Consider the following 23,795-nt stretch of genomic DNA (forward strand, 5'->3'; position numbering starts at 1 on the left):
ATGGGGAACAGTGAAGCGGGTTGGCATACGGATACCTGGTTCTATGAACGTCCCCCAGCTGGTGCCCTTTTGCGGGCGGTTGAGGTTCCACCAACCGGCGGTGATACTTACTGGTTATCTGCGGATTCCACAGCCATCCGGCCACCTATTCCATGAACATCCGGCCACTGATTCCACGATGATCCGGCCACCCATTCCACGGTCATCCGGCCACCCTTAAGGCAGGCAGCAACGCAGGATTAATTCACTACCATCGACCTCTTTTATCGAAGCAGAGAGGTCGTCGTGGAGCGGTTATCCATGCGTAAGATTCGAGAAGTGCTACGTCTCAAATTCGAGGTCGGCCTATCTGCCCGCCAGGTCGCTATCAGCTTGCAAGTAGGTCGAGCTAGCGTCGGTGAGTACCTCAATCGCTTTGCTGCCAGCGGTCTTACCTGGCCGTCTGCGCTGACTGACGCCGAGTTGCAACGGCATCTTTTTCCGCCGCCGCCCGCTGTCCCCAGTGATGAACGTCCGGTACCGGACTGGGTTCATGTCCACGCCGAGCTACGCCGTCCCGGCGTAACCCTGGCCCTGCTTTGGCAAGAGTATCGGCTCACCCATCCGCAAGGCTTCCAATACAGCTGGTTCTGCGAGCACTACCGCCTCTGGGCGGCCAAGGTCGACGTGGTCATGCGCCAGGAGCATCGCGCCGGCGAAAAACTGTTCGTCGATTACGCGGGTCAGACCGTGCCGATCATCGACCGGCGAACCGCAGAGATCCGCCAGGCCCAGATTTTCGTCGCCGTCCTCGGCGCCTCCAGCTACACCTTCGCCGAAGCCACCTGGTCGCAGAAACTGCCCGACTGGCTGGGCTCACACGCCCGCTGTTTTGCTTTTTTCGGCGGCACCGCATAGATCCTGGTGCCGGATAATCTGCGCAGCGGCGTGACCAAGGCACATCGCTACGAGCCCGACATCAACCCCAGTTACCGCGATCTGGCCGAGCATTACGGCGTGGCCGTGCTGCCCGCTCGCTCGCGCAAACCCAAGGACAAATCCAAGGTTGAAGTCGGCGTGCAAGTGGTCGAGCGGTGGATCCTGGCGGTGCTGCGCAACCGCCAGTTCTTCTCGTTGGGCGAACTCAACACAGCCATCGCGCTGCTGCTGGATCGCCTCAATCAGAAGCCCTTCAAGAAACTGCCCGGCTCACGCCGGTCAGCCTTCGAGAGCATCGACCAACCGGCGCTGCAAGCGCTGCCGGAACACCCTTACGTCTACGCCGAGTGGAAAAAGGTACGGGTGCACATCGACTACCACGTCGAAGTCGACGGCCATTTTTACTCCGTGCCGTACCAACTGGTGAAACACCAACTCGAAGTACGCCTGACCGCGCAGACCGTCGAGTGCTTCCACGCCAACCAACGTGTGGCCAGCCATCTGCGCTCGCCACATAAAGGCCGCCACACCACCCAGATCGAGCACATGCCCAAGAGCCACCGCGAACATGCCGAGTGGACGCCGCAACGGCTGATCCGCTGGGCCGAGCAGACAGGGCCGAACACCGCTGGCGTTATCGCCTACATCCTCGAACGCCGAATCCATCCGCAGCACGGCTTCCGCGCCTGCCTGGGCATCCTGCGCCTGAGCAAACAGCACGGCGAAGAGCGGCTGGAAGCCGCTTGCCAGCGTGCGCTGGCACTGGGTGCATGTAGCTACAAAAGCCTCGAATCGATACTGCGCCAAGGACTGGAACGGCTACCGCTGGCCCAGCAAAACCTGCCGTTACTGCCCGACGAGCACATCAACCTGCGTGGCCCCGGCTACTACCACTGACCTGAAAAAGGAGCACGAACATGCTGCCAAATCCGACACTCGACAAGCTACAAACCCTACGCCTGCACGGCATGATCAAGGCGCTTGGCGAACAACACGCAACGCCTGACATCAACGATCTCAGCTTCGACGAACGCCTCGGCCTGATGGTCGACCGCGAGCTGACCGAGCGCGAAGATGCACGCCTGACGACTCGCCTCAAAGCCGCACGACTGCGCCATAACGCCTGCCTGGAAGACATCGATTACCGCAGCCCGCGCGGGCTGGACAAGGCGCTGATCCTGCAACTGGGCAGCGGCCAGTGGCTGCGCGACGGCCTGAACCTGATCATCGGCGGCCCAACCGGCGTAGGCAAAACCTGGCTCGCCTGCGCGCTGGCCCACAAGGCCTGCCGCGACGGCTACAGCGTGCGCTACCTGCGCCTGCCACGCTTGTTGGAGGAACTGGGCCTGGCCCACGGCGACGGCCGCTTCGCCAAACTGATGGCTGGTTATGCCAAGACCGACTTACTGATCCTGGACGACTGGGGCCTGGCGCCTTTTACCGCCGCGCAACGGCGCGACATGCTTGAGCTGCTGGACGACCGCTACGGCAACCGCTCGACGCTGGTGACCAGCCAGATGCCGGTGGACAAATGGCATGCGCTGATCGGCGATCCGACCTTGGGCGACGCGATCCTCGACCGGCTGGTGCACAACGCTTATCGGATCGAACTGAAGGGCGAATCGATGCGCAGACGCGCAACGAAATTGACGACGGCAGGGACTTCAGACTAACAATGCAAACCTGCGTCGCTGCGCTCCGACTGCCCGGCCGGATGACCGTGGAACAGGTGGCCGGATGTTGGTGGGCTGGGTGGCCGGATGGCGTGGAATCCGCAATCATTGAGGCATTGCAAATGGGGCAGGCCGGGCCGGCTTCGACCGGTATCGACAAGTTGAGCGCTCCATAGTGTTCGACCAACTTAGCAATCCAGTTCGCCTGCTTGGCAACGAACGCCTCCAAGGACAGGCGCCCCGCTTCGATTTCGTCAAGCGCCTGCTCCCAGATCGCGGTCATGCCAGGATCCGCAACTGCAGCGGGTACCGCCTCGATCAGGGTATGGGCCGCCGCCGTAGCTATTAACGCGCGTTTTTTCTTCAGTAAATAGTTCTCCATGAAGGATGGCATCCCAGAGAATATCAAGTTTTTCCTGGATGCATGCGGGGACTACATGCTTCTCTGGCTGATAAACAGAGGAGGACGCCTCGCGCAGTATTTTAGATTCAAATTCTTCAAGGCCACACCAGCGCACCGCTACTTCGATAGGGCGGTAAAATATCTTAGTGCCAAGGTGTTTAGGAATATTTTCTTCCATGAAGACTCCGTGTCGTAACCGCCGGTTGTCTATCTTTGTCGCGTGTTTAACTGTTTTCTAAACACCGAGCTTGTCGTAATAGGCTTCAACGGTCTCGCTATTGACGCCTCACCGCCCCCTACGTAGGGCAGTACCACTCGTTGCGATGTTGCTGCCCATTGATTTAGAAACTTACGAGCAGTCCGGTGTCAATGAGAGCGTTTATTTTCCGAGCTTATGGACACCGCTACGCCAATGCGCGACTACCTCGCATGTCTCGCTAAACCACACTTCTGAGGCAGGAGAAGCAGTCACGAGCTAAAAGTTTCATCTCGTAGCCGCACATTAATCGCCTCAAAAAGTGGACTAAAACCATTGGTCGCTATTTGCTCAACTGCTAGTACAACCTTGGACTGCTCATCAGAGGAAATAATCCCCGCCGAAAGTCGGTGGAATTTTTCGATCACCTGCTCCCAACTCATCGGATTTTCTACGTCGCCCAAGGGGTAAAGGACCGTCAAGCTTTCGGGGCCATTTCCCTGATCCAAAGTTACTCGACAAGGCGTACCCTTTGGAAAAGAATCTACAAAATCATCGTGAGCAACGAGTTCAATGATTCCTGCCAAAGCCAAGACCTCTCTGTCCTCTAATGAGGCAGGATCTACTGGTTGCAGGGCAGCTACACCGCGAAGTGCAGCCAAAGCGGCGTTGAAATAGTAACTGTATTGGCCGCCTTCCAGCGTCCTAGGAGTCCGTTCATTAGGAAGCTTAAGTCCATCCGGGAATGTCTCAATTCGAAGACTCAGAATTGGAAGCCCAGGACGGCGTAAGACCGAAATCGCATCGATAGCCGCGTGCATATACCGGCAGCATGCATAGGGTTTCAGGTAGCAGTCCTCCATCCACCAGTGCTCTCCCAGCTGTCCGAGAATGACCTGACGGCTGAACAGTCGTTCATCATCCAGAAGATCGAGAATGCCCGTAGCGCCGGCTTGAGCCCTATAAGCTCCTGTCAATCCTGCAATGACTGCAGGCGGAATGAACTCCTTAACCGTGCTTCCTTCATAGATCGAACTCACGAACCCGATGGGGCCTTCCGCGCCCGCAATACCCATGGCATGGGCCATTTCCAATGCATTCAGTTTCAGCAGCCGTCCAACGGCAGCAGCCACGCCGTAACTGACCCAACGACCGCTGGCATAGGTATCGACGGTTGATGGCGGACGTGCTGTAGCCACCCGCAATCCAATATCATAACCGATGGCAATAGCGTCAAAGATGCAGTCGTCTGTAGCACAGACGTCCTGCGCCACAGAAAACACCGCTGCAATAATACCGGCCCCAGGATGGCCCGCAGCGCCTCGGTGCCCGTCGTCAAGATCTAAAGCGCTTGCGACTGCCGAGTTAGCCATCGCGGCTCCTGCAATACTGAGCTTTTTATCACTGAGCCATAAGCCTGAGTTTCCCGTGCCATACATTTTTTCCGCAGTGATGCGGGCAGCGACAGCCAGCTTCGAATCAAATCCCGCTGCAGTAGCACTCAGCAAATCTGCGACGAGTAACGCACAGGTCTTGCGCGCTTGGTCACTCAATGTGCCCTCGGGGTACTCGCTAGCAAAGGCTGCGAGTTCATTTATCACATGCGTGCTATCTAAATTCATTGAAGTACTCCAGCGGGGCTCGCTTGGACTGACAACTAGCCTTCTCCGCATTACCGCGTAACAATATTCATAATGGGACGGTCGGTCAGACCAGTAAGTTAATCAAGTATGATTTCTGATCCGTCGAAGAATCGACCAAGCCTAAATACGTGTGGGTTCACCAGCGGCTGATCGTTCGTTACCAAGTCTGCTAAAAGTCGACCTGCGGCAGGACCGATTCCAAATCCGTGACCGGAGAAGCCTGTGCCAATAAAAAATCCTGGAATGCTCTCGACACCTGAAATCACCGGCAAAGCATCCGGAGTAACGTCCATGTACCCGCCCCAGCGCTGAGCGATACGCGCGGTTTTAAGCTGCGGGAAGAGTTCGATGAACTGCTCGAATGCGGTATCCGCATCCGACCCAGCTGGCTCGGGGTCGAGCGTGCGAACTTTTTCGAAAACTGTTTTCTCGCCGAGCGGCCAGCTTCGGCGGCGCAACAGTTCTTCAAAGAATCGCTTACCAAATCTTATCTTTAGCTGGCCCGACTCGGTTTTAAGTGCTTTGAGGTACAGGAAAAACAGCCGAAAACTATCCGGTGTCAGTTCGCTGATTGAGCTGAATCCATTAGCTATCGTATAGCCCCCATCGACACGCTTGCGAAACGCAAATGGGCCCGTACTCGTACAGACATCCGGCCCACCTTCAATTGGGGTAGTCTGGACGACCGAAGCTCTTAACAGGAGTTGAGGTACGTTAATCCCAAGATTTCCGCAGAAATGGCGGGACCAGGCTCCGCCTGCTACGACGACACTTTGGCACCGGATTACGCCATGCTCTGTAACAACAGCACTAACCCGCCCTGCACTTGTTTCTACTCCTCGCGCAGCACATGGAGTGAGAACCTTGACGCCGCGGGACCGTAATAGCGCAACCAGTGCTGTCACGGCTTTTTCGGGTTCGGCTCGGCCGTCTGTCGGAGTATAAATACCACCTTTGAATCGACGCGAAGCTGTTGGTAAGACCCTTGCGACTTGGTCTGAGCTTAGAACGCGCGTGTCAAAAGTATCTCCAGCAACTCTTCTAGCGCGCTCTAGCCAACTTGTATGAGCTTCCATAGCTGCGTCAGTTTCCGCCGCATACAGAATCCCGCACTGACGGAAACCGGTATCGATTCCGTAAATCGCTTCGAATTCACGCCACATTTCTACGCTTTTGATGCTTAGTTCAAGTTCCCGGGGGTCTCGCTTAGTTATCCGGCACCAACCCCAGTTGCGGCTGGATTGTTCACCTGCAATCAGCCCTTTTTCGCACAGTGCGACAGTCAAGCCCTTGAGGCTTAACGATAGAGCCGTAGAGGCGCCGATGATCCCGCCCCCGATCACAACTACATCCACTTTTTCGGGCAAAACAATATCGTCCATCACCGTATCGAGGTTCTGGTTCATAAACAACTTCCTGAAGGCTACTATCGCCCGGCATACTAGTGCCAGGTGCTAGGCGGCCCATTTCTAGGCCGCAGAAAAGTGACAACACCCCGCTGAGTTATTCTGGCAGAACGGACGACTGTCTGAGTTCCGCGATAAATCAGTTAAAGCACTTTTGAGAGAAAAGCCTGGGTCCTTTCGTGCCTTGGCGCGCCAAGAACTTGCGCTGGTGGCCCATTCTCAACCACCACGCCTTGGTCCATAAATACAACCTGGTCACTTACTTGGCGGGCGAAGCCAAGCTCGTGGGTAACTACGACCATAGTCATGCCCTGCTCGGCTAGCTTCTGCATGACATCCAGCACCTCACCGACAAGCTCTGGATCGAGCGCCGAGGTCGGTTCGTCAAACAGCATAAGCTTTGGCTTCATTGCTAAAGCTCGGGCGATAGCCACCCGCTGCTGCTGACCGCCCGACAGCTCCGAGGGAAATGCCCCTCCCTTATGGCCCAGTCCTACTCGATCCAGAAGTGCTCTGGCTTCTTCAATCACCTCTTTTCGAGGTCTGCGCAGCACTTGGATTGGAGCCTCAATGATATTCTCTAGTACTGTCATATGCGGAAAAAGATTGAAACGTTGGAAGACCATCCCTGCCGCCAGTCGCGAGCGAGCAGTATCCCGCTCCCTCATTTCATAAAGACGTCCGTTACGCTCTTCATAACCAACCAGTTTCCCGGCCACATAGAGGCGCCCAGCATTGATTTTTTCGAGGTGATTAATGCATCGCAGGAAGGTCGTCTTGCCTGACCCGGAGGGTCCGATAAGGCACGTGACGGAGCCCCGCTCGACCTGTAGGTCAATGCCCTTCAGGATCTCCAGGGAACCAAAGCTTTTTTTCACACCTCGAGCTTCAACCATTAAATTATTCATTGCGCGTCCCCCGCCAGGCTACGGTCAGCAGACTGAGTGGAATTGTCAAAGCCACGACCGTAGCGTCGCTCCAGCTTGTTTTGGAATACGTTCAATACCGATGTCATAACCAAGTACCATCCGCTTGCCACAATAAGCAGCGGTATAGTCTGATAGTTAGAGGAGTAAATAATCTGTGCTGAATACAAAAGATCCGAAATCGCCAGAACACTTACCAAGGAAGTGCCTTTCAACATCCCGATAATTTGATTACCGGTAGGCGGTATCACAACACGCATCGCTTGAGGAAGGATGATTCTTCGTAAAGCCTTGCCTCCATTCATTCCGAGAGCTCTCGCAGCCTCATGTTGCCCCTTGTCGACGGACGCGATACCTCCCCGTATGATTTCTGCCATATAAGCCGCCTCGTTAAGCGCTAGACCCAGAAGAGCCGCACCTAGCGGGGAAATGAAATCGTTCGCAGAGCCGAGCAGCCACGTCGGACCACCGAAGGGAAGACCAATAGAGAGAACTGGATACAGCGCCGCGATGTTGTACCAAAAGATCAGTTGGACCAACAGCGGAGTACCACGGAAAAACCAAATATATAATCTGCTCGTAGCACTAACGACCGGATTATCGGACAGCCGCATGACAGCAAGAATTGTCCCGAGGATAATTCCGATCACCATAGATACGAAGGTAAGAATTATTGTTAGAACCGCCCCTCTAAGTATTTGCGGAGCAAAGATGTAGTCAATAACCACATCCCAATGAAAACGCGGGTTTGTAGTTACATTCCAGGTGACCCCAAATGCCACCAGGACCAGTAAAACGCCAAAGGCTAACCGGACTGGGTGCTTCAGGGGAACAACGGATGGTTCATCCCTGGTTGAAGTTGAGGCCTGATCACCTGCAGCGTTACGAACGTCGATTGATGGCATTTGAGTGACCTACTTACTGAGCGAAGTTAACACGAGCATCGGTGATCGCGCTTGACTTGACGCCATACTTATCGAGTACTGCCATGTACTCTGGGCTTTTAATTACATGAGCGACTGCTGCTGCGGTTGCTTTCAGCAAACCTGAATCCTTCGACATGCCAACACCGACAGGTTCGAAGTTGAATGCGTCACCAACTTCAATCTCGGGGATTTGTTTAACGGCCAAGTCGAGAATAGGGGCATCAGCCCAGACAGCGTCTTGTCGGCCGCTAGTAAGCGCCCCAATGGCTTGCCTGGTTTCTTGGAACGTGCTGACTTTGATTTCGTCTTTGCCATCAGCTACGCATTTTTTGTTGAATTGTGGGACCTCAACAGTAAGCTGGTAGCCTCCAGTAAGAACAGCGACCCTTTTTCCGCATAGAGTCGTATGGCTAATTGCTTGAGGATTACCTTTTGGAACTACAATATCTTCTCCGACCAGCAGGTAATCAACGAAATCTAGAACTTTCATTCGAGTGGCAGTCGGAGTCATCGACGCTACCGCCATATCGTATTTGCCAGCTGCCAACCCTGGTATGAGGGTATCAAACGTCGCCACTTTGATTTCTACTTCCATTCCCAATGCTTGGCCGATCAAGCGGGCAATGTCAGGGTTGATCCCGGTCATGCGCTCGGTACCAGGCTCGTAGTACTGAGTAGGAGGCTCGTTGGTAGGCATAGCTATTCGAAGCACTTTCTGAGCTTTGACCGAGTCTGGGAGCAGATTGATCGCCTCTTGGTTCACAGCAAGCTTGGGCGCGGCTGATTCGGCTGCCTGGGTCGAAGGGATACCGATTAGAAGTAACGAAGTAGCCATCATTCCGGCCATCGCTATCTGATGTGTACGAAGTTTCCGGAAAACGCTGAGGCGGATATTCATCTGTAAGTCTCCATTTTGTACATAGGCGGCAGTACGTCCTGGGTAGCTCCCAGGGAGCGAAGAAGCCGAGCATGTACGGCTGAGGATCTATTTATTTTGTTGGGTCTATGCCCTTGCGTCCGCTATCGCGGAGTCGCCGTTTAAGCCTACTAATCAGTCCCACGTCCAACAAATACCAAATTGAGAAAGTAGCCTTCGCATTAATCAATAGCTGTTTTTCATCTGGTATCTACCCCTCAACGGTTTTTCCCCACTGATCGGAGAGTGGTGTCTTGGGTTCCTTGTCGCGTCAGGCGGCCTGTCAGCTGAGATCGTTCGATCCCCTCGACAGCTCGGTCATCAACGTCTGTAAAAAACTCTCAGTGCCGGGGTGCGTACGGATGGGGACGTTTCGCTATCCATCTCCACCCAGGTGGCTGATTAAAATCCATCCTATTGGGTTTTGATGGTATATTCCGCTTAAATATTAATTACTTTTAGATTTATTCACTGAGTGAAATATATGGCTGACGTATTCATGAGCAATTCCATTCATCAGAATAATCAGTCTCCAGAAGCAGGCTTGACGGCTGCTTCGAGATTGTTTGCGGTTCTGCGTGCACTCGCTGATACGCCAGAGGGAGGGGAGCGGGTCACTCAACTGGCCGTCCGCATTGGTTTGTCTCAACCCACTACGCACCGATTGCTAAGGAGTCTTATCGATGAGGGCATGGTGGAGCAGGACGTAAACACTAAACGCTATCGCCTAAGCCTAGATCTATTTGCTCTGGCCGCACGAGCGCAGAACGCCGGGAATCTGCGCGATTTAGTCCGTCCTGCATTGCTGAGGCTGTCGGCGACGCTGGGGGAATCGCTAATTCTTTTGGCTCGGTCTGGATTTGACGCCATATGCCTCGATCGCACAGACGGTCCTTACCCGATACGCACCTTTACCGGAGATATTGGTGGTCGCGTGGCATTGGGCGTGGGCCAGGGTAGCTTGGCGATTCTTGCGTTTCTTCCGGATGAGGAGCGCGATGCCGTGATCAGTTACAACATGCCTCGGCTCAAGGATTTTCATCATTACGACGAGGTCTTTTTGCGATCTGAGATTGAGAATGTGCGTAGGGCGGGATACGCCTCACGCCTGACTGGAGCATTACCCGGGATGGCGGCGGTAGGGGTGCCGATCTTTGATCGTAGCGGGCGGGTTGTGGCGGCCATAAGTGCATCGACCATTAGTGATCGTCTTGGACCGGATCGACTACCGGCAGTGGTTGAGATCCTCAAGCGCGAGGCAGAGCAAGTCGGCTCTCGAATTAGCCCCTTTGATCCGGTCTCCCGAAACCCATCCCAGATGCTCAGATGAGATTGGGGCCTTACCTTCGAGACTCACGGCCAACCTATCGAAAGTTTGCGCGCGTTGAGCAAGTTCCTATGTGCCCTAGAGAAAATCTATAGCAGGGGGATAGGTTTCGTTGAACTACCTTTGGTTGAGGCTTGCCTATGATGAGTTTGCGGCAGATTCGGTATTTCATCGCCGTCGCGGAGACGGGTTCGATTTCCGCAGCAGCCCAAGCAGTATTCATCTCTCAATCCACTCTTACGCTCGCGGTGCAAAAACTTGAAGAGGAAATAGGCGTAAGCCTATTTAGCCGTCATGCCAAAGGTATGACGCTGACCCATCAGGGGCATCAATTTTTGCGTCAGTCGCACCTTATTCTTGCCACAGTGGAAAATGCCAAACGCAGCCTGCAGCAAAGCACCGAACAAGTCGGGGGGCACTTGATCATTGGCGTGACCAGCTTAGTAGCAGGCTACTACCTGGCAGATCTTCTCACCCGTTTTCAGCGCGCCTTCCCCAACGTTGGTATCAGCGTCATGGAAGATGAGAGGCCTTACATTGAGCATCTATTAGTCAGCGGTGAGGTCGACGTTGGGGTCCTCATTGTGTCGAATCTCGAAGATCGCCAGGCGCTGCAGTGCGAGGTGCTCACGCAATCGCCCTTCCGTTTATGGCTCCCCCCCCGGCACCCGCTCCTCGAGCGCGATAGCCTCCATATGGCCGATGTCGCCAAGGAGCCGTTGATTCAGCTGTGCATTGACGAGATGGAGATAAATGCCAGGCGCATGTGGTCGAGCGCCCAACTGCAGCCTCTCGTAACCCTGCGTACGGCTTCGACTGAAGCTGTAAGAAACCTAGTGGCAGCGGGCCTCGGAGTTGCCATTCAGCCGGACATGACCTATCGCCCCTGGTCGCTGGAAGGGGACATTGTTGAAGGCCGTCCATTGGCAGACTTGACCCAGACTTTAGATGTCGGCCTTGCCTGGCGTCGAGGCAGTGCTCGATCAGAGTTAGTCGATTTGTTCCTAGAGGTCGTTCGGGAGAAGCCTTACGGACGTTAGCTATCAGTTTTCCAGAAGGCACCCTTGTGTATTTCGAATTAGGCAAGAGGGAACGATTTCCATACCCTCGCTCTTCATAACCGCGCTCACCAAGCCTCGAGCGGAGCGGTAACTTATGAGGTCTTCCAGTGATGGCGCCACTAATTACCACCTTGTTAATTGACGGCCAGTTAGTCGCAGGAGAAGGCTTCGTCGAACCCATCGTCAATCCAGCGACCGGCGAGGTGTTGACTCATATCGCTGGCGCAAGCACTGAGCAGGTCGAATCGGCTATCTTCGCCGCATACCGGGCTTTCTCCAGTTGGTCGCGAACCACGCCGCAACAACGGGCCAGTGTGTTATTGGCGATTGCCGATGCCATTGAAACGCAGGCTGATGGTCTGGCAAGGCTGGAGTCCCTGAACTGTGGAAAGCCATTACACCTGGCGCGGCAGGACGATTTAAGCGCCACCATTGATGTATTCCGCTTTTTCGCAGGCGCCGTGCGTTGCCAGACTGGTCAGCTCAGTGGCGAATACTTGCCGGGCTACACGAGCATGGTCCGACGCGATCCGATTGGTGTTGTGGCATCCATTGCGCCGTGGAATTACCCAATCATGATGGCCGCATGGAAAATCGCCCCGGCCCTGGCCGCCGGCAATACCCTGTTGTTTAAGCCTTCAGAACATACGCCATTATCGATTTTAGCCTTAGCCCCAGTGCTGGCTGAGTTGTTGCCGCGGGGCGTGATCAACGTTATCTGCGGGGGCGGTGAGGACGTCGGGAGTCATTTGGTCTGTCACCCGAAAGTGCGCATGGTTTCCCTGACTGGTGACATCGTCACGGGACAGAAAATCCTGCAAGCCGCTGCAAAAACCCTCAAGCGCACCCATCTCGAACTCGGCGGCAAGGCTCCGGTGATTGTCTGCAATGACGCGGACCTTCAAGCCGTGATCGAGGGGGTACGCAACTATGGTTACTACAATGCTGGGCAGGACTGCACCGCTGCTTGTCGGATCTATGCCCAGGCCGGCATTCACGACAATCTGGTGGCTGACCTCGGTGCGGCGGTCAGTAGCTTGCGCTTTGCCGGTAAGCGCGATGTCGATAATGAAATGGGGCCGCTGATCAGCACTCGCCAGAGGGATCGTGTGGCCAGTTTTGTTGAGCGTGCCTTGGCCGAACCGCACATCGAACGCATCACTGGTGCGGCAGCTCACTCCGGTGCCGGCTTCTATTACCAGCCGACCCTGCTGGCCGGGTGCAAGCAGAGCGATGAAATCGTTCAGCGCGAAGTATTCGGGCCGGTGGTCACCGTGACCCGCTTCGACGAGCTAGAGCAAGCGGTGGGCTGGGCCAATGACTCGGAGTACGGCCTAGCGTCGTCCGTGTGGACCCAGAACCTGGACAAGGCGATGCAGGTGGCAGCGCGGCTGCAGTACGGCTGCACCTGGATCAACAGCCATTTCATGCTGGTCAGCGAGATGCCCCACGGCGGCTTAAAGCGCTCAGGTTACGGCAAAGATTTATCCAGTGATTCGCTCCAAGACTACAGCGTGGTACGGCACATCATGGCCCGCCACGGCAACGACCTGAAATAACCGCAATACCCTAACAACAAGCCGACAAGGCCAGCTTCGCCATGTTCAAAAACTGCCCCGACCATAATTAAAGAAGAGGGAAAACCATGTTTGTGCACAAAACTGCACTGTTCAGTGCAATCACCACCGCGCTGCTGGCCAGTGCCAGTATCCAGGCCGCCGAACCGCTGAAAGCCGTCGGTGCCGGCGAAGGCCAGTTGGATATCGTCGCCTGGCCGGGCTACATCGAACGTGGCGAGAGCGACAAGGCCTATGACTGGGTGACCGGTTTCGAGAAAGAAACCGGCTGCAAGGTCAACGTGAAAACCGCCGCCACCTCCGATGAAATGGTCAGCCTGATGGCCAAGGGTGGGTACGATTTGGTCACCGCGTCGGGCGATGCGTCGTTACGATTGATCGTCGGCAAGCGTGTTCAGCCGATCAATACCGCGTTGATCCCGAACTGGAAAAGCATCGACCCGCGGCTCAAAGATGCGCCGTGGTACGTGGTCAACAAACAGACTTACGGCACCCCGTATCAATGGGGGCCGAACGTGCTGATGTATAACACCAACGTGTTCAAAACCGCGCCGACCAGCTGGAACGTGGTGTTCGACGCGCAAAACCTGTCGGACGGCAAGCCGAACAAGGGGCGCGTGCAGGCGTATGACGGTCCGATCTACATCGCTGACGCCGCGCTTTACCTGAAAACTACTAAGCCGGAATTGGGCATCCAGAGCCCGTACGAGCTGACCGAAACCCAATACAAGGCCGTGCTCGATCTGTTACGCGCCCAGCAGCCGCTGATTCACCGCTACTGGCACGACACCACCGTGCAGATGAGTGACTTCAAAAACGAAGGCGTGGTCGCGTCCAGCGCCTGGCCGTATCAGGTAAACGGCCTGATGAACGAGAAGCAACCGATCGCTTCGACCATCCCGAAAGAGGGTGCCACCGGCTGGGCTGACACCACCATGCTGCACGCTGAGGCCAAGCACCCGAACTGCGCTTACAAGTGGATGGATTGGTCACTGCAACCGAAAGTCCAGGGTGACGTCGCCGCATGGTTCGGCTCGTTGCCAGCGGTTCCGGCGGCGTGCAAGGAGAGCGAACTGCTTGGCGCCGAAGGCTGCAAGACCAACGGTTTCGACCAGTTCGAAAAAATCGCCTTCTGGAAAACCCCGCAGGCAGAAGGCGGCAATTTCGTGCCGTACAGCCGCTGGACTAAGGACTACATCGCGATTATGGGCGGTCGTTAACACAGAGTCTCTGTGGCAAAGGAGCTTTTGTCCTGAGGGGGAAATCCTCCTCGCCACAATAAGTATTCCAGCCACACATACACGATCTCGATTACAGATTTTTCAGAAGTCCAGGCAGGGCCGCTGCGACGGCCCGCGCCTTTTTGGAGCACCGCACCATGACGCTTGCAGTCCAATTCACTCACGTTTCCCGTCAGTTCGGCGAAGTGAAAGCCGTTGACCGGGTTTCCATCGACATCCAGGACGGTGAGTTTTTTTCCATGCTCGGCCCTTCCGGCTCGGGCAAAACCACCTGTCTGCGTCTGATCGCCGGTTTTGAACAACCGAGTGCAGGCTCGATCCGCATTCATGGCGAAGAAGCCGCCGGGCTGCCGCCGTATCAACGTGACGTGAACACCGTGTTCCAGGATTACGCGCTGTTCCCGCACATGAACGTTCGCGACAACGTCGCCTACGGTTTGAAAGTCAAAGGCGTCGGCAAGGCTGAACGCCTGAAGCGCGCCGAAGAAGCCCTAGACATGGTCGCCCTCGGCGGCTATGGCGAGCGCAAGCCAGTGCAACTCTCCGGCGGTCAGCGCCAGCGTGTGGCCTTGGCCCGCGCCTTGGTCAACCGTCCACGTGTACTGCTGCTCGACGAACCCCTCGGCGCACTGGACCTGAAGCTGCGCGAGCAGATGCAAAGTGAGCTGAAAAAGCTGCAACGCCAACTCGGCATCACCTTTATCTTCGTGACCCACGACCAGACCGAAGCGCTGTCGATGTCCGACCGTGTGGCGGTGTTCAATAAGGGTCGAATCGAACAGGTCGACACCCCGCGCAACCTGTACATGAAGCCAGCGACCACGTTTGTTGCCGAGTTCGTCGGCACCTCCAACGTGATTCGCGGCGATCTGGCGAAGCAGTTGAGCGGCAATCCTCAGCCGTTTTCGATTCGCCCGGAACACGTGCGTTTCGCCGAAGGTTCGTTGGCCAGCCATGAGATCGAAGTCAGCGGCTTGCTGCATGACATCCAATACCAAGGCAGCGCCACGCGCTATGAAGTGAAACTGGAAAACGGCCAGACCCTGAGCATCAGCCAGGCTAACAGTCAGTGGTTGGACACCAGCGCCCAGCATCAGACCGGGCAGCGCATCAGCGCACGCTGGGCGCGCGAGGCGATGATCCCGCTGCACGACAATGTTGCAGGCGGGGTGTGACATGAACACCTTGGCTATCTCTCAATCGTCAGCCATCGGCTCGCCGTTGCGCCGGTTTTCCAACCTGCTGTATCGCCGGCCCAACTTCTATTTGTCGCTGCTGCTGGTGCCGCCGCTGTTGTGGTTCGGCGCGATCTACCTCGGCTCGTTGTTGGTATTGTTGTGGCAAGGTTTCTACACCTTCGATGACTTCACCATGGCGGTCACCCCTGACCTGACCCTGGCGAACTTCGCCGCACTGTTTCAGCCTTCGAACTTCGACATCATCCTGCGCACGCTTAGCATGGCGATTGTCGTGTCGATCGCCAGCGCCATCGTCGCGTTCCCGATTGCCTACTACATGGCGCGTTACACCACTGGCAAGACCAAGGCTTTTTTCTACATCGCGGTGATGATGCCGATGTGGGCCAGTTACATCGTCAAGGCGTATGCCTGGACCTTACTGCTGGCCAAGGGTGGCGTGGCGCAGTGGTTCGTTCAGCACTTGGGACTGGAGCCTGTGCTGCAATTTGTCCTTGGCATTCCAGGCGTGGGTGGTAGCACCTTGTCGACCTCGCACCTGGGCAGGTTCATGGTGTTCGTCTACATCTGGCTTCCGTTCATGATCCTGCCGATCCAGGCCTCGCTGGAACGTCTGCCGCCGTCGCTGTTGCAAGCCTCGGCCGACTTGGGCGCCAAGCCGCGCCAGACGTTTATGCAGGTGATTTTGCCGCTGTCGATACCGGGCATTGCGGCCGGTTCGATCTTCACGTTCTCGCTGACCTTGGGCGACTTCATCGTGCCGCAACTGGTGGGCCCGCCGGGCTACTTCGTCGGCAGCATGGTCTACGCCCAGCAAGGCGCGATCGGCAACATGCCGATGGCCGCCGCGTTCACGCTGGTGCCGATTGTGCTGATCGCCATTTACCTGACCATCGTTAAACGCATGGGGGCCTTCGATGCGCTCTAAGCCAATCAAACAGGGCGACCAGGCCTCCCTGGGCCTAAAAATCGCCGCGTGGGGCGGGTTGGTGTTTCTGCACTTCCCGATCCTGATCATCTTCCTCTACGCCTTCAACACCGAAGAAGCGGCGTTCAGCTTTCCGCCCAAGGGCTTCACCCTGCACTGGTTCAGCGTGGCGTTTTCGCGCCCCGATGTACTGGAGGCGATCAAGCTCTCGGCGCAAATCGCCGCCATTGCGACATTGATTGCGATGGTCCTCGGCACACTCGCATCGGCGGCGTTGTACCGTCGGGAGTTCTTCGGCAAGCAAGGCATCTCGCTGATGCTGATTTTGCCAATTGCCCTGCCGGGGATCATTACCGGGATCGCGTTGCTGGCGACCTTTAAGACACTGGGGATCGAGCCCGGGATGTTCACCATCATCGTCGGCCACGCGACCTTTTGTGTGGTGATCGTTTACAACAACGTCATCGCCCGGTTGCGTCGCACCTCGCACAGTTTGATCGAAGCCTCGATGGACCTCGGTGCCGACGGTTGGCAGACTTTCCGCTACATCGTCCTGCCGAGTCTTGGTTCGGCCTTGCTGGCCGGCGGCATGCTGGCGTTTGCGCTTTCGTTCGACGAGATCATCGTCACCACCTTCACCGCTGGCCACGAACGTACCCTGCCACTGTGGCTGCTCAACCAGCTCAGCCGCCCACGCGACGTGCCGGTGACCAACGTCGTCGCGATGCTGGTGATGATGGTGACCATGTTGCCGATTCTCGGCGCCTATTACCTGACCCGTGGCGGCGAAAGTGTTGCGGGTAGTGGCGGTAAATAGAACAGTAACTGATAACAACTATCCCCTTTGTGCGAGCTTGCTTGCGATGCGTTTGGCGTTTTCAGAGACGCCATCGCGGGCAAGCACGCCCGCGCGGAAAACAAGAATTGCGTCGATGAGGATAAAGCCATGCAAACCAAACTCTTGATCAACGGCCAATTGGTCGACGGCGAAGGCCCCGCCCAACCAGTGTTCAACCCTGCGCTGGGACGTGTCTTAACGGAAATCAACGAAGCCAGCGAAGCCCAGGTAGATGCGGCGGTGCGCGCCGCCGATAGCGCCTTTGAAAGCTGGTCGCAAACCACCCCGAAAGAACGCTCGCTGCTGCTGCTCAAACTCGCCGACGCCATCGAAGCCCATGGCGAAGGGCTGGCCAAACTGGAGTCGGACAACTGCGGCAAGCCTTACAACGCTGCGCTGAACGACGAGATCCCGGCGATTGCCGACGTGTTCCGTTTCTTCGCCGGCGCCAGCCGTTGCATGAGCGGCTCGGCGGGTGGTGAATACCTGCACGGCCACACCTCGATGATCCGGCGCGACCCGGTCGGCGTGATCGCCTCCATCGCGCCGTGGAACTACCCGCTAATGATGGTCGCCTGGAAAATCGCCCCAGCATTGGCTGCCGGTAATACCGTGGTGCTCAAGCCGTCGGAACAAACTCCGCTGACCGCGCTGCGTCTGGCTGAGTTGGCGTCGGAGATATTCCCGGCTGGTGTGCTCAACCTGGTATTCGGCCGTGGTCCTAGCGTCGGCAGCCCGCTGGTCACGCACCCGAAAGTGCGCATGGTTTCGTTGACTGGTTCGATCGCCACCGGTTCGAACATCATTTCCAGCACCGCCGACAGCGTCAAACGCATGCACATGGAACTGGGCGGCAAGGCCCCGGTGATCATCTTCGATGACGCCGACATCGACGCCGCCGTGGAAGGCATTCGCACGTTCGGCTTCTACAACGCCGGGCAAGATTGCACTGCCGCATGTCGCATCTACGCGCAGGAAGGCATCTACGACAGGTTCGTCGAGAAACTCGGCAAAGCGGTCAGCAGCATCAAATACGGCTTGCAGGATGATCCGTCGACCGAGCTCGGTCCGTTGATCACCGCGCAACACCGCGACCGCGTGGCCGGGTTAGTCGAGCGTGCCGTGGCGCAATCGCACATCCGTTTGATCACTGGCGGCAAGGCCGTGGAAGGCAAAGGCTTCTTCTTCGAACCGACGGTGTTGGCCGACGCTCAGCAGGACGACGAGATTGTTCGTCGTGAGGTGTTCGGGCCGGTGGTCTCGGTGACCCAATTCACCGATGAAGCGCAGGTGCTGGGTTGGGCCAACGATTCGGACTACGGCCTGGCCTCTTCGGTCTGGACGTCGGACGTCGGTCGCGCGCATCGCTTGTCCGCACGTTTGCAGTACGGCTGCACGTGGGTGAATACGCACTTCATGCTGGTCAGCGAAATGCCCCACGGAGGTCAGAAACTGTCCGGGTATGGCAAGGACATGTCCATGTACGGGTTGGAGGACTACACCGTCGTTCGGCATGTGATGTTCAAGCACTAAGCTATTGAAGAAGGTCGCAGAACCGGTCGATCACCCGGGCTGACTTGACAGCTTATGTGTCGGACGAACCCAAAAAGGGCAGCACCCATTTTATGGGATGAGGCACTGAATGATATTGCGCAACGGATGTGGGCGATGAGGCTTGTGGTGACCACCTAGGCCTAGCAGGTGCCAGTGAGTCTCTGCTGCTTATCGACCGCAATCGGCGGCGCAATCAAGCCTCACGTGAGTTGAGTCGTTATCTGGAAGATCTTTAGTCCTCCCTCTACGTGTGATGCCCCTGGTGTCCAAAATTTGTCATCTTTCGCGAGAATCCTCATGTTCGACAAGCTTTCAATTCGTCTGAAAATTGTCCTGTTGTCCGGGCTGTGCCTGCTCGCTGTAGTGGCGATAGTTGTTGGCATGAACCTGTATCAATCGCGCCAGAGTAATCAGGTGGTCGGCGATGCCAGCTCACGCATGCTGACTCAGAGTGTGCAAAACCTGCTGCGGGCCATTGCCGTCGAAAAAGCCATATCAATACAGAAGAACTTTGGCGAAAGCTTATTGGTGCTCAATGCGTTGAACGACCAGGTTCGGGATCTACGGAGCATGGGCCAGGCACGCTCGATGAATGCCGCTAGCATACGTGAAGAAATCGACCGGGCTCTGAAAACTACCTTTGATCGTAACACTAAGGCTTTCGGCATTTGGCTGTCCTTCGAGCCCAATGCGCTGGATGGCAGAGATAGCGACTTCGTTAACGATCTAGCACGTGGTGGTAATGACAGTGGACGATTCTCAAGCTATTGGAGTCGCGCCAATGGGCCGGCGGTACACACCCTCATTGCTGAAAAATCGTTGAAGAGAACTGATCTTAACCTCAGCGGGACGCCGAACAACATTTGGTATACCTGTACGAAAGACAGTGGGCGCACCTGTTTGCTAGAGCCGTATTCCGACACTGTGGGTACCAGCAAACAGATGGTGATGATGACTACTGTCACCGTCCCAGTCACGGTCGAGGGCAAGGTGCTTGGTGTGCTGGGGGTCGACGTCGCGCTGGACTCATTGCAGGCTTCGGCAGCAGAGTCCCAGCGCGAGCTGTTCAAGGGCGCCGGCCACATGCTAATCGCCTCCCATGCTGGCTTACTTGCGGCCCACAGTAATGACGCTGCCATGATTGGCAAAAACCTTGATGAAGCCTTGGGCGACGATGCTCGCCAGGTGAAACAGCAGCTTGCCACCGGAGAATCGCAGGTGCTCCAACAAGGGCACATAATACGCGCGGTCTTTCCTGTCGCACCGATTCCCGATGCTAAACCTTGGGCAGTGATCATCGACTTGCCGGAGCAGGTACTGCTGGCCGACTCTGAAAAACTGCAGGTCATTCTGGATGACGCGAAGAACACTGGAGCCCTCAAGGCCCTTCTAGTCGCAAGCCTTGCTGGGCTGGGTGGGCTGCTTTTGATGTGGTTGGCGGCCTCTAGCGTCACTCGCCCGATCAACCAGGTTGCCGCCATGCTCAAGGATATCGCGAGTGGCGATGGCGACTTGACCCAGCGTCTGAAGTACCACAAGCAGGATGAGCTGGGCGAACTGGTCAGTTGGTTTAACCGCTTCCTAGACAAGCTGCAGCCAATCATCGCTCAGATCAAGCAAAGCATCACTGAAGCACGGGCTACCGCCGACCAGTCGTCGGCAATTGCCCGCCAGACCAGTGAGGGTATGCAGATCCAGTTCCGCGAAATCGACCAGGTCGCCACAGCGTCTAACGAAATGAGCGCCACGGCCCACGATGTTGCGAACAATGCGTCGAGCGCCGCCAGAGCAGCCCGTGGTGCGGGCCAGTCGGCCAGGGACGGAATGGCCATCATTCAGCGCAGTACTCGGGATATCAACTCGCTAGCTGAAGAGGTGAGTAAGGCTGTTGGTGAAGTCGAAGCTCTAGCGGTCAACAGCGAGCAGATTGGTTCGGTGTTGGAAGTGATCCGAAGCATTGCCGAACAGACCAATCTGTTAGCCCTTAACGCTGCCATCGAAGCGGCCCGTGCCGGCGAAAGTGGTCGCGGTTTCGCGGTGGTTGCAGACGAAGTACGCAACCTCGCCCGACGTACCCAGGACTCAGTTGAGGAAATTCGCCAAGTCATCGACTGCATACAGAGCAATACCCGTGGCGTGGTTACGACGATGCATTCCAGTCACGGCAAGGCGCAGGAAAATGCTGGGCAGATCAATCATGCCGTGCAGGCACTGGACCGCATCAGCGACGCGATCACGGTTATTAGTGACATGAACCTGCAGATCGCCAGTGCCGCCGAGCAACAAAGCACAGTGGCCGAGGAGGTCAACCGCAATGTCTCAGCAATCCGTAGCGTCACTGAAACCCTGACAGGACAAGCAGCCGAGTCGGCCCAGGTGAGCAGTCAGCTCAACGCCCTGTCGTCACAACAAATGAAGTTGATCGATCAGTTCCGAGTTTGAGCTGATGCGTTCGTTGTCGATAATTTTTTTCATATGCCTAGAGAGCGATTGGTTCAGAATATCATTGGAGCAAATAAGGGGAACAAAAATGCAGCTTAAAGCGACTTCGTTGCTCCGCAATGAGGCGTACGTTGACGGAGAGTGAATCGCTGCAGATAGCGGATAGACCATCAAGATGCACAACCCTGTCACGGATGAAGTCATTGGTACTTTTCCAAGATGGGGGCGGTTGAAACTCGCCGCGCTATCGCGGTCGCTGAAGAACCCCTTGCAGCGTCCTCGTGATCAGTGTCAAAGCCGGATCACGCCACGCAAAACTATGATCCCTGCCCCAGAAAGTTCCGGCTCGGGTGTCAATCGGATGTGCAAAAAACTGCGCCGGCCCATCTTTGTCCCCTGTTCAATCGCGAGTTCATTGTTCTGCAGATTTCCTGTGGCTGCGAGATAAGCTGCCAGCGGTCCAGCAGCAGTTCCAGTTGCAGAATCTTCCCACAAGCCTACGGTGGGATTGAAAAATCGAGCGTAGGCTACACTTGGTGTGTCAGCCTCGAAGGCGTAGACGTAGCACCCTTCGGCCACTGTTTTCCCCAGAACAGCAAGCAGCTTGCCAGCGTCTGGGAGCGCTGCATCGACCGTAGCGGGATTACGCACGCGCACCATAAGATGGGCTGCGCCTGTGTCAGCGGGACGCGGAGGTGGCTCACACAGGATGTCGTTGAGAAGGAGTCCAAGCGCGTCGGCTAGAGGAGCGACATCAATCAGCGCGTCTGACAAGCGCAATGACGTCTGCCGCATACGGCCATGGACACGACCTTCGATTAGCTCAAGCTCAATCGGCAGAACCTCCTGGCCAATTTCCTGCTGAAAAGTTCGCGCGATTGCCAGTGAGCCAAGCTTCCCAAGCTCTCCAAGCCAGAGCCAGGCGCCAAGCGCATTGTGCCCGGCACCAAACACCTCAGCGCCGCTAGCGGTGAATGACCGCAATTTCCAATCGGCGCAAGTACTGCGGATTATGAAAGTGGTTTCTGCCTGATTAAATTCACCAGCGATACGCCGCATTTCATCATCACTCAGGTCATCAGCGCCCTGCACCACGGCCAGCGGATTGCCCGTCAAGGCTGAGTCTGCAAATACGTCTATGAGGCCTGCTGCTAGCTCGACCATTTTTCCCACCTGACCTAAATGAGTTTATCTTGATAGGGTCGTGTCGAAATATTCTATTCCCCTTTTTTTAAAGGGAAAAATTCTAAATTCTAAGCTTAAAGATGAGAAGGATTCAGCATGAGTCGTTCGCGTTTACCACCTCTGTCCGCTCTTCGGGCGTTCGAAGCTGTGGCCCGGCGGGCGAGCTTCAAGGCGGCGGCGGAAGATCTGTCAGTGACGCCGACAGCTATCAGCCACCAGATAAAGCTACTTGAGGCATATATGGGGCTGCGTGTTCTCGACCGGTCTCCCAGAGCGGTGGCGTTAACGCCGCAGGGCAAGGCTCTCTACGAAGCCGTAGCCGCTGGTTTCGGAGAGATCGAAAGGGTTGCCGCGCGGCTACTGGCGGATATGGCCCCTAGGACGGTTACTCTCTCGTCCACGACCGCATTTTTGAGCCATTGGCTGGTGCCGCGACTGGACACAATGCGTCGAGCTATTCCGATGATCGATTTACGGCTGCATACCTCGAATATCACGGAAGACTTGCGGCCGGGTGGCATCGAGGCTGCTATACGTTACGGACGTGGTCCCTTTCCAGGCGTCGTCACTACATTTCTTTGCGCCGATGTGATGATGCCGGTTTGTAGTCCGAGGTTAGGCCTTTCTCTCCTTGATGATTTGCAGCATGCGAACCTCATTCATATCGAGGGACTCAATCGGCCGACCCCTGAACCAGATTGGTCCCAATGGTGTGCGCGAGCTGGGCTAGCGGGTATCAATACCAATGCCGGCCCTCGGTTTCCCGATAGCCTATTGGCTGTTCAGGCAGCCATTGCGGGACAGGGTGTGGTTATTGCGAGCCGAGTGCTGTTAGCCGATGCACTGGCTGCCGGCTTGTTAGTAGCGCCATTTTCCGAGCAACTCGCGGGCGACGCCTACCATTTCGTCTGTGCGGTAGGCGTCGAGATGCGCGCTGACATCGCTACTATTCGAGAGTGGTTCCAGACGGCTCTTGGCTCAAATGGTCTAACCTAGATCTGATCATTGACGAAACGTTTTAAAACGACTGGGTCAGGCGATTGATCTGACTGCTTGGCCTGATCAAACCGTCTTCCATAGCGACTCGAACCGATGAATAATGGCGCTTGTCAGCCAAGGAAAATAAGTACATATTCAAGTACACATGTTATGGTTTTTCAGCTTGAAGCTGCTTCAAATCAACTGGTTAGAGGATGAGTCATGATCCCGTCCGCTGCGCCATATTCGGTCACCTGGCCCACTGAACGCCAGGTCACCACAGAAAGCCCGCTCATTGAGCGGGCTTTTTTTGGCCTGCGATTTGATCTTTCTACGCCTTGCCTTTGCGCTGACGCTACCTGACCTTTTTCTTGCGTGGCTGGCGCGTGGCCAAGTGCTCGAAGCAAAAAGACGCAGTGCCGAACACGGCGATTATGGTCAGGACGATCATGCCTAGGGTT

General features: G+C 56.1%; 19 protein-coding genes and 2 pseudogenes. 13 read left to right on the forward strand and 8 right to left on the reverse strand.

Annotation, left to right across the window (positions count from 1 at the left end; all coding sequences use genetic code 11):
- The 3 genes and pseudogenes from C8K58_RS31070 (at nucleotide 1) to istB (ending at nucleotide 2,591) form a co-directional block, all read left to right on the forward strand.
- Nucleotides 1-156: a TauD/TfdA family dioxygenase gene (locus C8K58_RS31070; protein ID WP_371921661.1), complete on the forward strand. Its 156-nt coding sequence runs from the start codon at nucleotides 1-3 to the stop codon at nucleotides 154-156.
- 144 nt (nucleotides 157-300) lie between these two features.
- Nucleotides 301-1,815: pseudogene (gene istA, locus C8K58_RS31075) on the forward strand (IS21 family transposase).
- Nucleotides 1,816-1,835: 20 nt separating this feature from the next.
- A complete protein-coding gene (istB, locus tag C8K58_RS31080) occupies nucleotides 1,836-2,591 on the forward strand; it encodes an IS21-like element ISPsy14 family helper ATPase IstB (protein ID WP_108574854.1) in 756 nt (251 codons plus the stop codon).
- A gap of 82 nt (nucleotides 2,592-2,673) precedes the next feature.
- On the opposite strand, the pseudogene C8K58_RS32865 reads toward istB, so the two are convergent.
- The 7 genes and pseudogenes from C8K58_RS32865 to C8K58_RS31120 all read right to left on the reverse strand — a co-directional run.
- Nucleotides 2,674-2,964: pseudogene (locus C8K58_RS32865) on the reverse strand (DNA topoisomerase III); the annotation flags it as partial.
- Nucleotides 2,846-3,172 carry a hypothetical protein gene (locus tag C8K58_RS32365; RefSeq protein ID WP_133822158.1) on the reverse strand — a complete coding sequence of 109 codons (327 nt, stop codon included), beginning with the start codon at nucleotides 3,170-3,172 and terminating at the stop codon, nucleotides 2,846-2,848. The pseudogene C8K58_RS32865 and the gene C8K58_RS32365, both read right to left, overlap by 119 nt.
- 290 nt (nucleotides 3,173-3,462) lie before the next feature.
- Entirely contained in the window at nucleotides 3,463-4,812 is a 1,350-nt protein-coding gene (locus C8K58_RS31100) for an MmgE/PrpD family protein (protein WP_108574856.1), read from the reverse strand.
- Between the two features lie 98 nt (nucleotides 4,813-4,910).
- Nucleotides 4,911-6,239 carry an FAD-binding oxidoreductase gene (locus tag C8K58_RS31105; protein ID WP_108574857.1) on the reverse strand — a complete coding sequence of 443 codons (1,329 nt, stop codon included), beginning with the start codon at nucleotides 6,237-6,239 and terminating at the stop codon, nucleotides 4,911-4,913.
- Between the two features lie 143 nt (nucleotides 6,240-6,382).
- Nucleotides 6,383-7,147: an amino acid ABC transporter ATP-binding protein gene (locus C8K58_RS31110; RefSeq protein WP_108574858.1), complete on the reverse strand. Its 765-nt coding sequence runs from the start codon at nucleotides 7,145-7,147 to the stop codon at nucleotides 6,383-6,385.
- The gene (locus C8K58_RS31115) at nucleotides 7,144-8,070 is read right to left on the reverse strand and encodes an amino acid ABC transporter permease (protein WP_108574859.1); all 927 of its coding nucleotides are present in this window, start codon (nucleotides 8,068-8,070) and stop codon (nucleotides 7,144-7,146) included. The genes C8K58_RS31110 and C8K58_RS31115 overlap by 4 nt, the downstream gene beginning before the upstream one ends.
- Nucleotides 8,071-8,083: 13 nt before the next feature.
- Nucleotides 8,084-8,989 (reverse strand): ABC transporter substrate-binding protein, encoded by a 906-nt coding sequence (locus tag C8K58_RS31120; RefSeq protein ID WP_218279015.1) that lies wholly within the window; start codon nucleotides 8,987-8,989, stop codon nucleotides 8,084-8,086.
- 517 nt (nucleotides 8,990-9,506) lie between these two features.
- On the opposite strand from C8K58_RS31120, the gene C8K58_RS31125 reads away from it, so the two are divergent.
- The 9 genes from C8K58_RS31125 to C8K58_RS31165 all read left to right on the forward strand — a co-directional run bounded on the left by C8K58_RS31125 (nucleotide 9,507) and on the right by C8K58_RS31165 (nucleotide 21,171).
- Nucleotides 9,507-10,337, forward strand: coding sequence for an IclR family transcriptional regulator (locus C8K58_RS31125; RefSeq protein ID WP_108574876.1), 831 nt, complete (start codon nucleotides 9,507-9,509; stop codon nucleotides 10,335-10,337).
- A 137-nt stretch (nucleotides 10,338-10,474) separates the two neighbouring features.
- Complete coding sequence (locus tag C8K58_RS31130; RefSeq protein WP_108574860.1) at nucleotides 10,475-11,374, forward strand: LysR family transcriptional regulator; 900 nt, start codon at nucleotides 10,475-10,477, stop codon at nucleotides 11,372-11,374.
- Nucleotides 11,375-11,505: 131 nt separating this feature from the next.
- Nucleotides 11,506-12,954 (forward strand): gamma-aminobutyraldehyde dehydrogenase, encoded by a 1,449-nt coding sequence (locus tag C8K58_RS31135; protein ID WP_108574861.1) that lies wholly within the window; start codon nucleotides 11,506-11,508, stop codon nucleotides 12,952-12,954.
- A gap of 86 nt (nucleotides 12,955-13,040) precedes the next feature.
- On the forward strand, nucleotides 13,041-14,192 hold the full coding sequence (gene ydcS / locus C8K58_RS31140) for a putative ABC transporter substrate-binding protein YdcS (RefSeq protein WP_108574862.1): 1,152 nt from the start codon (nucleotides 13,041-13,043) through the stop codon (nucleotides 14,190-14,192).
- 158 nt (nucleotides 14,193-14,350) lie between these two features.
- On the forward strand, nucleotides 14,351-15,388 hold the full coding sequence (locus C8K58_RS31145; RefSeq protein ID WP_108574863.1) for an ABC transporter ATP-binding protein: 1,038 nt from the start codon (nucleotides 14,351-14,353) through the stop codon (nucleotides 15,386-15,388).
- A 1-nt stretch (nucleotide 15,389) separates the two neighbouring features.
- Nucleotides 15,390-16,337, forward strand: a complete 948-nt coding sequence (locus C8K58_RS31150) for an ABC transporter permease (protein WP_108574864.1) — start codon at nucleotides 15,390-15,392, stop codon at nucleotides 16,335-16,337.
- Nucleotides 16,327-17,154: an ABC transporter permease gene (locus C8K58_RS31155; protein WP_108574865.1), complete on the forward strand. Its 828-nt coding sequence runs from the start codon at nucleotides 16,327-16,329 to the stop codon at nucleotides 17,152-17,154. Before C8K58_RS31150 ends, C8K58_RS31155 begins: the two co-directional genes overlap by 11 nt.
- Before the next feature lie 129 nt (nucleotides 17,155-17,283).
- On the forward strand, nucleotides 17,284-18,708 hold the full coding sequence (locus tag C8K58_RS31160) for a gamma-aminobutyraldehyde dehydrogenase (RefSeq protein WP_108574866.1): 1,425 nt from the start codon (nucleotides 17,284-17,286) through the stop codon (nucleotides 18,706-18,708).
- A gap of 318 nt (nucleotides 18,709-19,026) precedes the next feature.
- On the forward strand, nucleotides 19,027-21,171 hold the full coding sequence (locus C8K58_RS31165) for a methyl-accepting chemotaxis protein (protein WP_108574867.1): 2,145 nt from the start codon (nucleotides 19,027-19,029) through the stop codon (nucleotides 21,169-21,171).
- 291 nt (nucleotides 21,172-21,462) lie between these two features.
- Here the strand turns inward: C8K58_RS31165 and C8K58_RS31170 are convergent, their stop codons facing one another.
- Nucleotides 21,463-22,335 carry a PhzF family phenazine biosynthesis protein gene (locus C8K58_RS31170; protein ID WP_108574868.1) on the reverse strand — a complete coding sequence of 291 codons (873 nt, stop codon included), beginning with the start codon at nucleotides 22,333-22,335 and terminating at the stop codon, nucleotides 21,463-21,465.
- A gap of 117 nt (nucleotides 22,336-22,452) precedes the next feature.
- Between C8K58_RS31170 and C8K58_RS31175 the strand changes: the two genes are divergently transcribed.
- Nucleotides 22,453-23,352: a LysR substrate-binding domain-containing protein gene (locus C8K58_RS31175; protein ID WP_108574869.1), complete on the forward strand. Its 900-nt coding sequence runs from the start codon at nucleotides 22,453-22,455 to the stop codon at nucleotides 23,350-23,352.
- Nucleotides 23,353-23,795: the final 443 nt, after the last annotated feature.

The sequence above is a fragment of the Pseudomonas sp. GV047 genome (assembly GCF_003058245.1).
Classification (GTDB): domain Bacteria; phylum Pseudomonadota; class Gammaproteobacteria; order Pseudomonadales; family Pseudomonadaceae; genus Aquipseudomonas; species Aquipseudomonas marginalis.

Bases quoted from the DNA above. Each gene is read 5' to 3' on its own strand.
- C8K58_RS31070 (WP_371921661.1), top strand. From the start codon at position 1: ATGGGGAACAGTGAAGCGGGTTGGCATACGGATACCTGGTTCTATGAA.
- istB (WP_108574854.1), top strand. From the start codon at position 1,836: ATGCTGCCAAATCCGACACTCGACAAGCTACAAACCCTACGCCTGCAC.
- C8K58_RS32365 (WP_133822158.1), bottom strand. From the start codon at position 3,172: ATGGAAGAAAATATTCCTAAACACCTTGGCACTAAGATATTTTACCGC.
- C8K58_RS31100 (WP_108574856.1), bottom strand. From the start codon at position 4,812: ATGAATTTAGATAGCACGCATGTGATAAATGAACTCGCAGCCTTTGCT.
- C8K58_RS31105 (WP_108574857.1), bottom strand. From the start codon at position 6,239: ATGAACCAGAACCTCGATACGGTGATGGACGATATTGTTTTGCCCGAA.
- C8K58_RS31110 (WP_108574858.1), bottom strand. From the start codon at position 7,147: ATGAATAATTTAATGGTTGAAGCTCGAGGTGTGAAAAAAAGCTTTGGT.
- C8K58_RS31115 (WP_108574859.1), bottom strand. From the start codon at position 8,070: ATGCCATCAATCGACGTTCGTAACGCTGCAGGTGATCAGGCCTCAACT.
- C8K58_RS31120 (WP_218279015.1), bottom strand. From the start codon at position 8,989: ATGAATATCCGCCTCAGCGTTTTCCGGAAACTTCGTACACATCAGATA.
- C8K58_RS31125 (WP_108574876.1), top strand. From the start codon at position 9,507: ATGAGCAATTCCATTCATCAGAATAATCAGTCTCCAGAAGCAGGCTTG.
- C8K58_RS31130 (WP_108574860.1), top strand. From the start codon at position 10,475: ATGATGAGTTTGCGGCAGATTCGGTATTTCATCGCCGTCGCGGAGACG.
- C8K58_RS31135 (WP_108574861.1), top strand. From the start codon at position 11,506: ATGGCGCCACTAATTACCACCTTGTTAATTGACGGCCAGTTAGTCGCA.
- ydcS (WP_108574862.1), top strand. From the start codon at position 13,041: ATGTTTGTGCACAAAACTGCACTGTTCAGTGCAATCACCACCGCGCTG.
- C8K58_RS31145 (WP_108574863.1), top strand. From the start codon at position 14,351: ATGACGCTTGCAGTCCAATTCACTCACGTTTCCCGTCAGTTCGGCGAA.
- C8K58_RS31150 (WP_108574864.1), top strand. From the start codon at position 15,390: ATGAACACCTTGGCTATCTCTCAATCGTCAGCCATCGGCTCGCCGTTG.
- C8K58_RS31155 (WP_108574865.1), top strand. From the start codon at position 16,327: ATGCGCTCTAAGCCAATCAAACAGGGCGACCAGGCCTCCCTGGGCCTA.
- C8K58_RS31160 (WP_108574866.1), top strand. From the start codon at position 17,284: ATGCAAACCAAACTCTTGATCAACGGCCAATTGGTCGACGGCGAAGGC.
- C8K58_RS31165 (WP_108574867.1), top strand. From the start codon at position 19,027: ATGTTCGACAAGCTTTCAATTCGTCTGAAAATTGTCCTGTTGTCCGGG.
- C8K58_RS31170 (WP_108574868.1), bottom strand. From the start codon at position 22,335: ATGGTCGAGCTAGCAGCAGGCCTCATAGACGTATTTGCAGACTCAGCC.
- C8K58_RS31175 (WP_108574869.1), top strand. From the start codon at position 22,453: ATGAGTCGTTCGCGTTTACCACCTCTGTCCGCTCTTCGGGCGTTCGAA.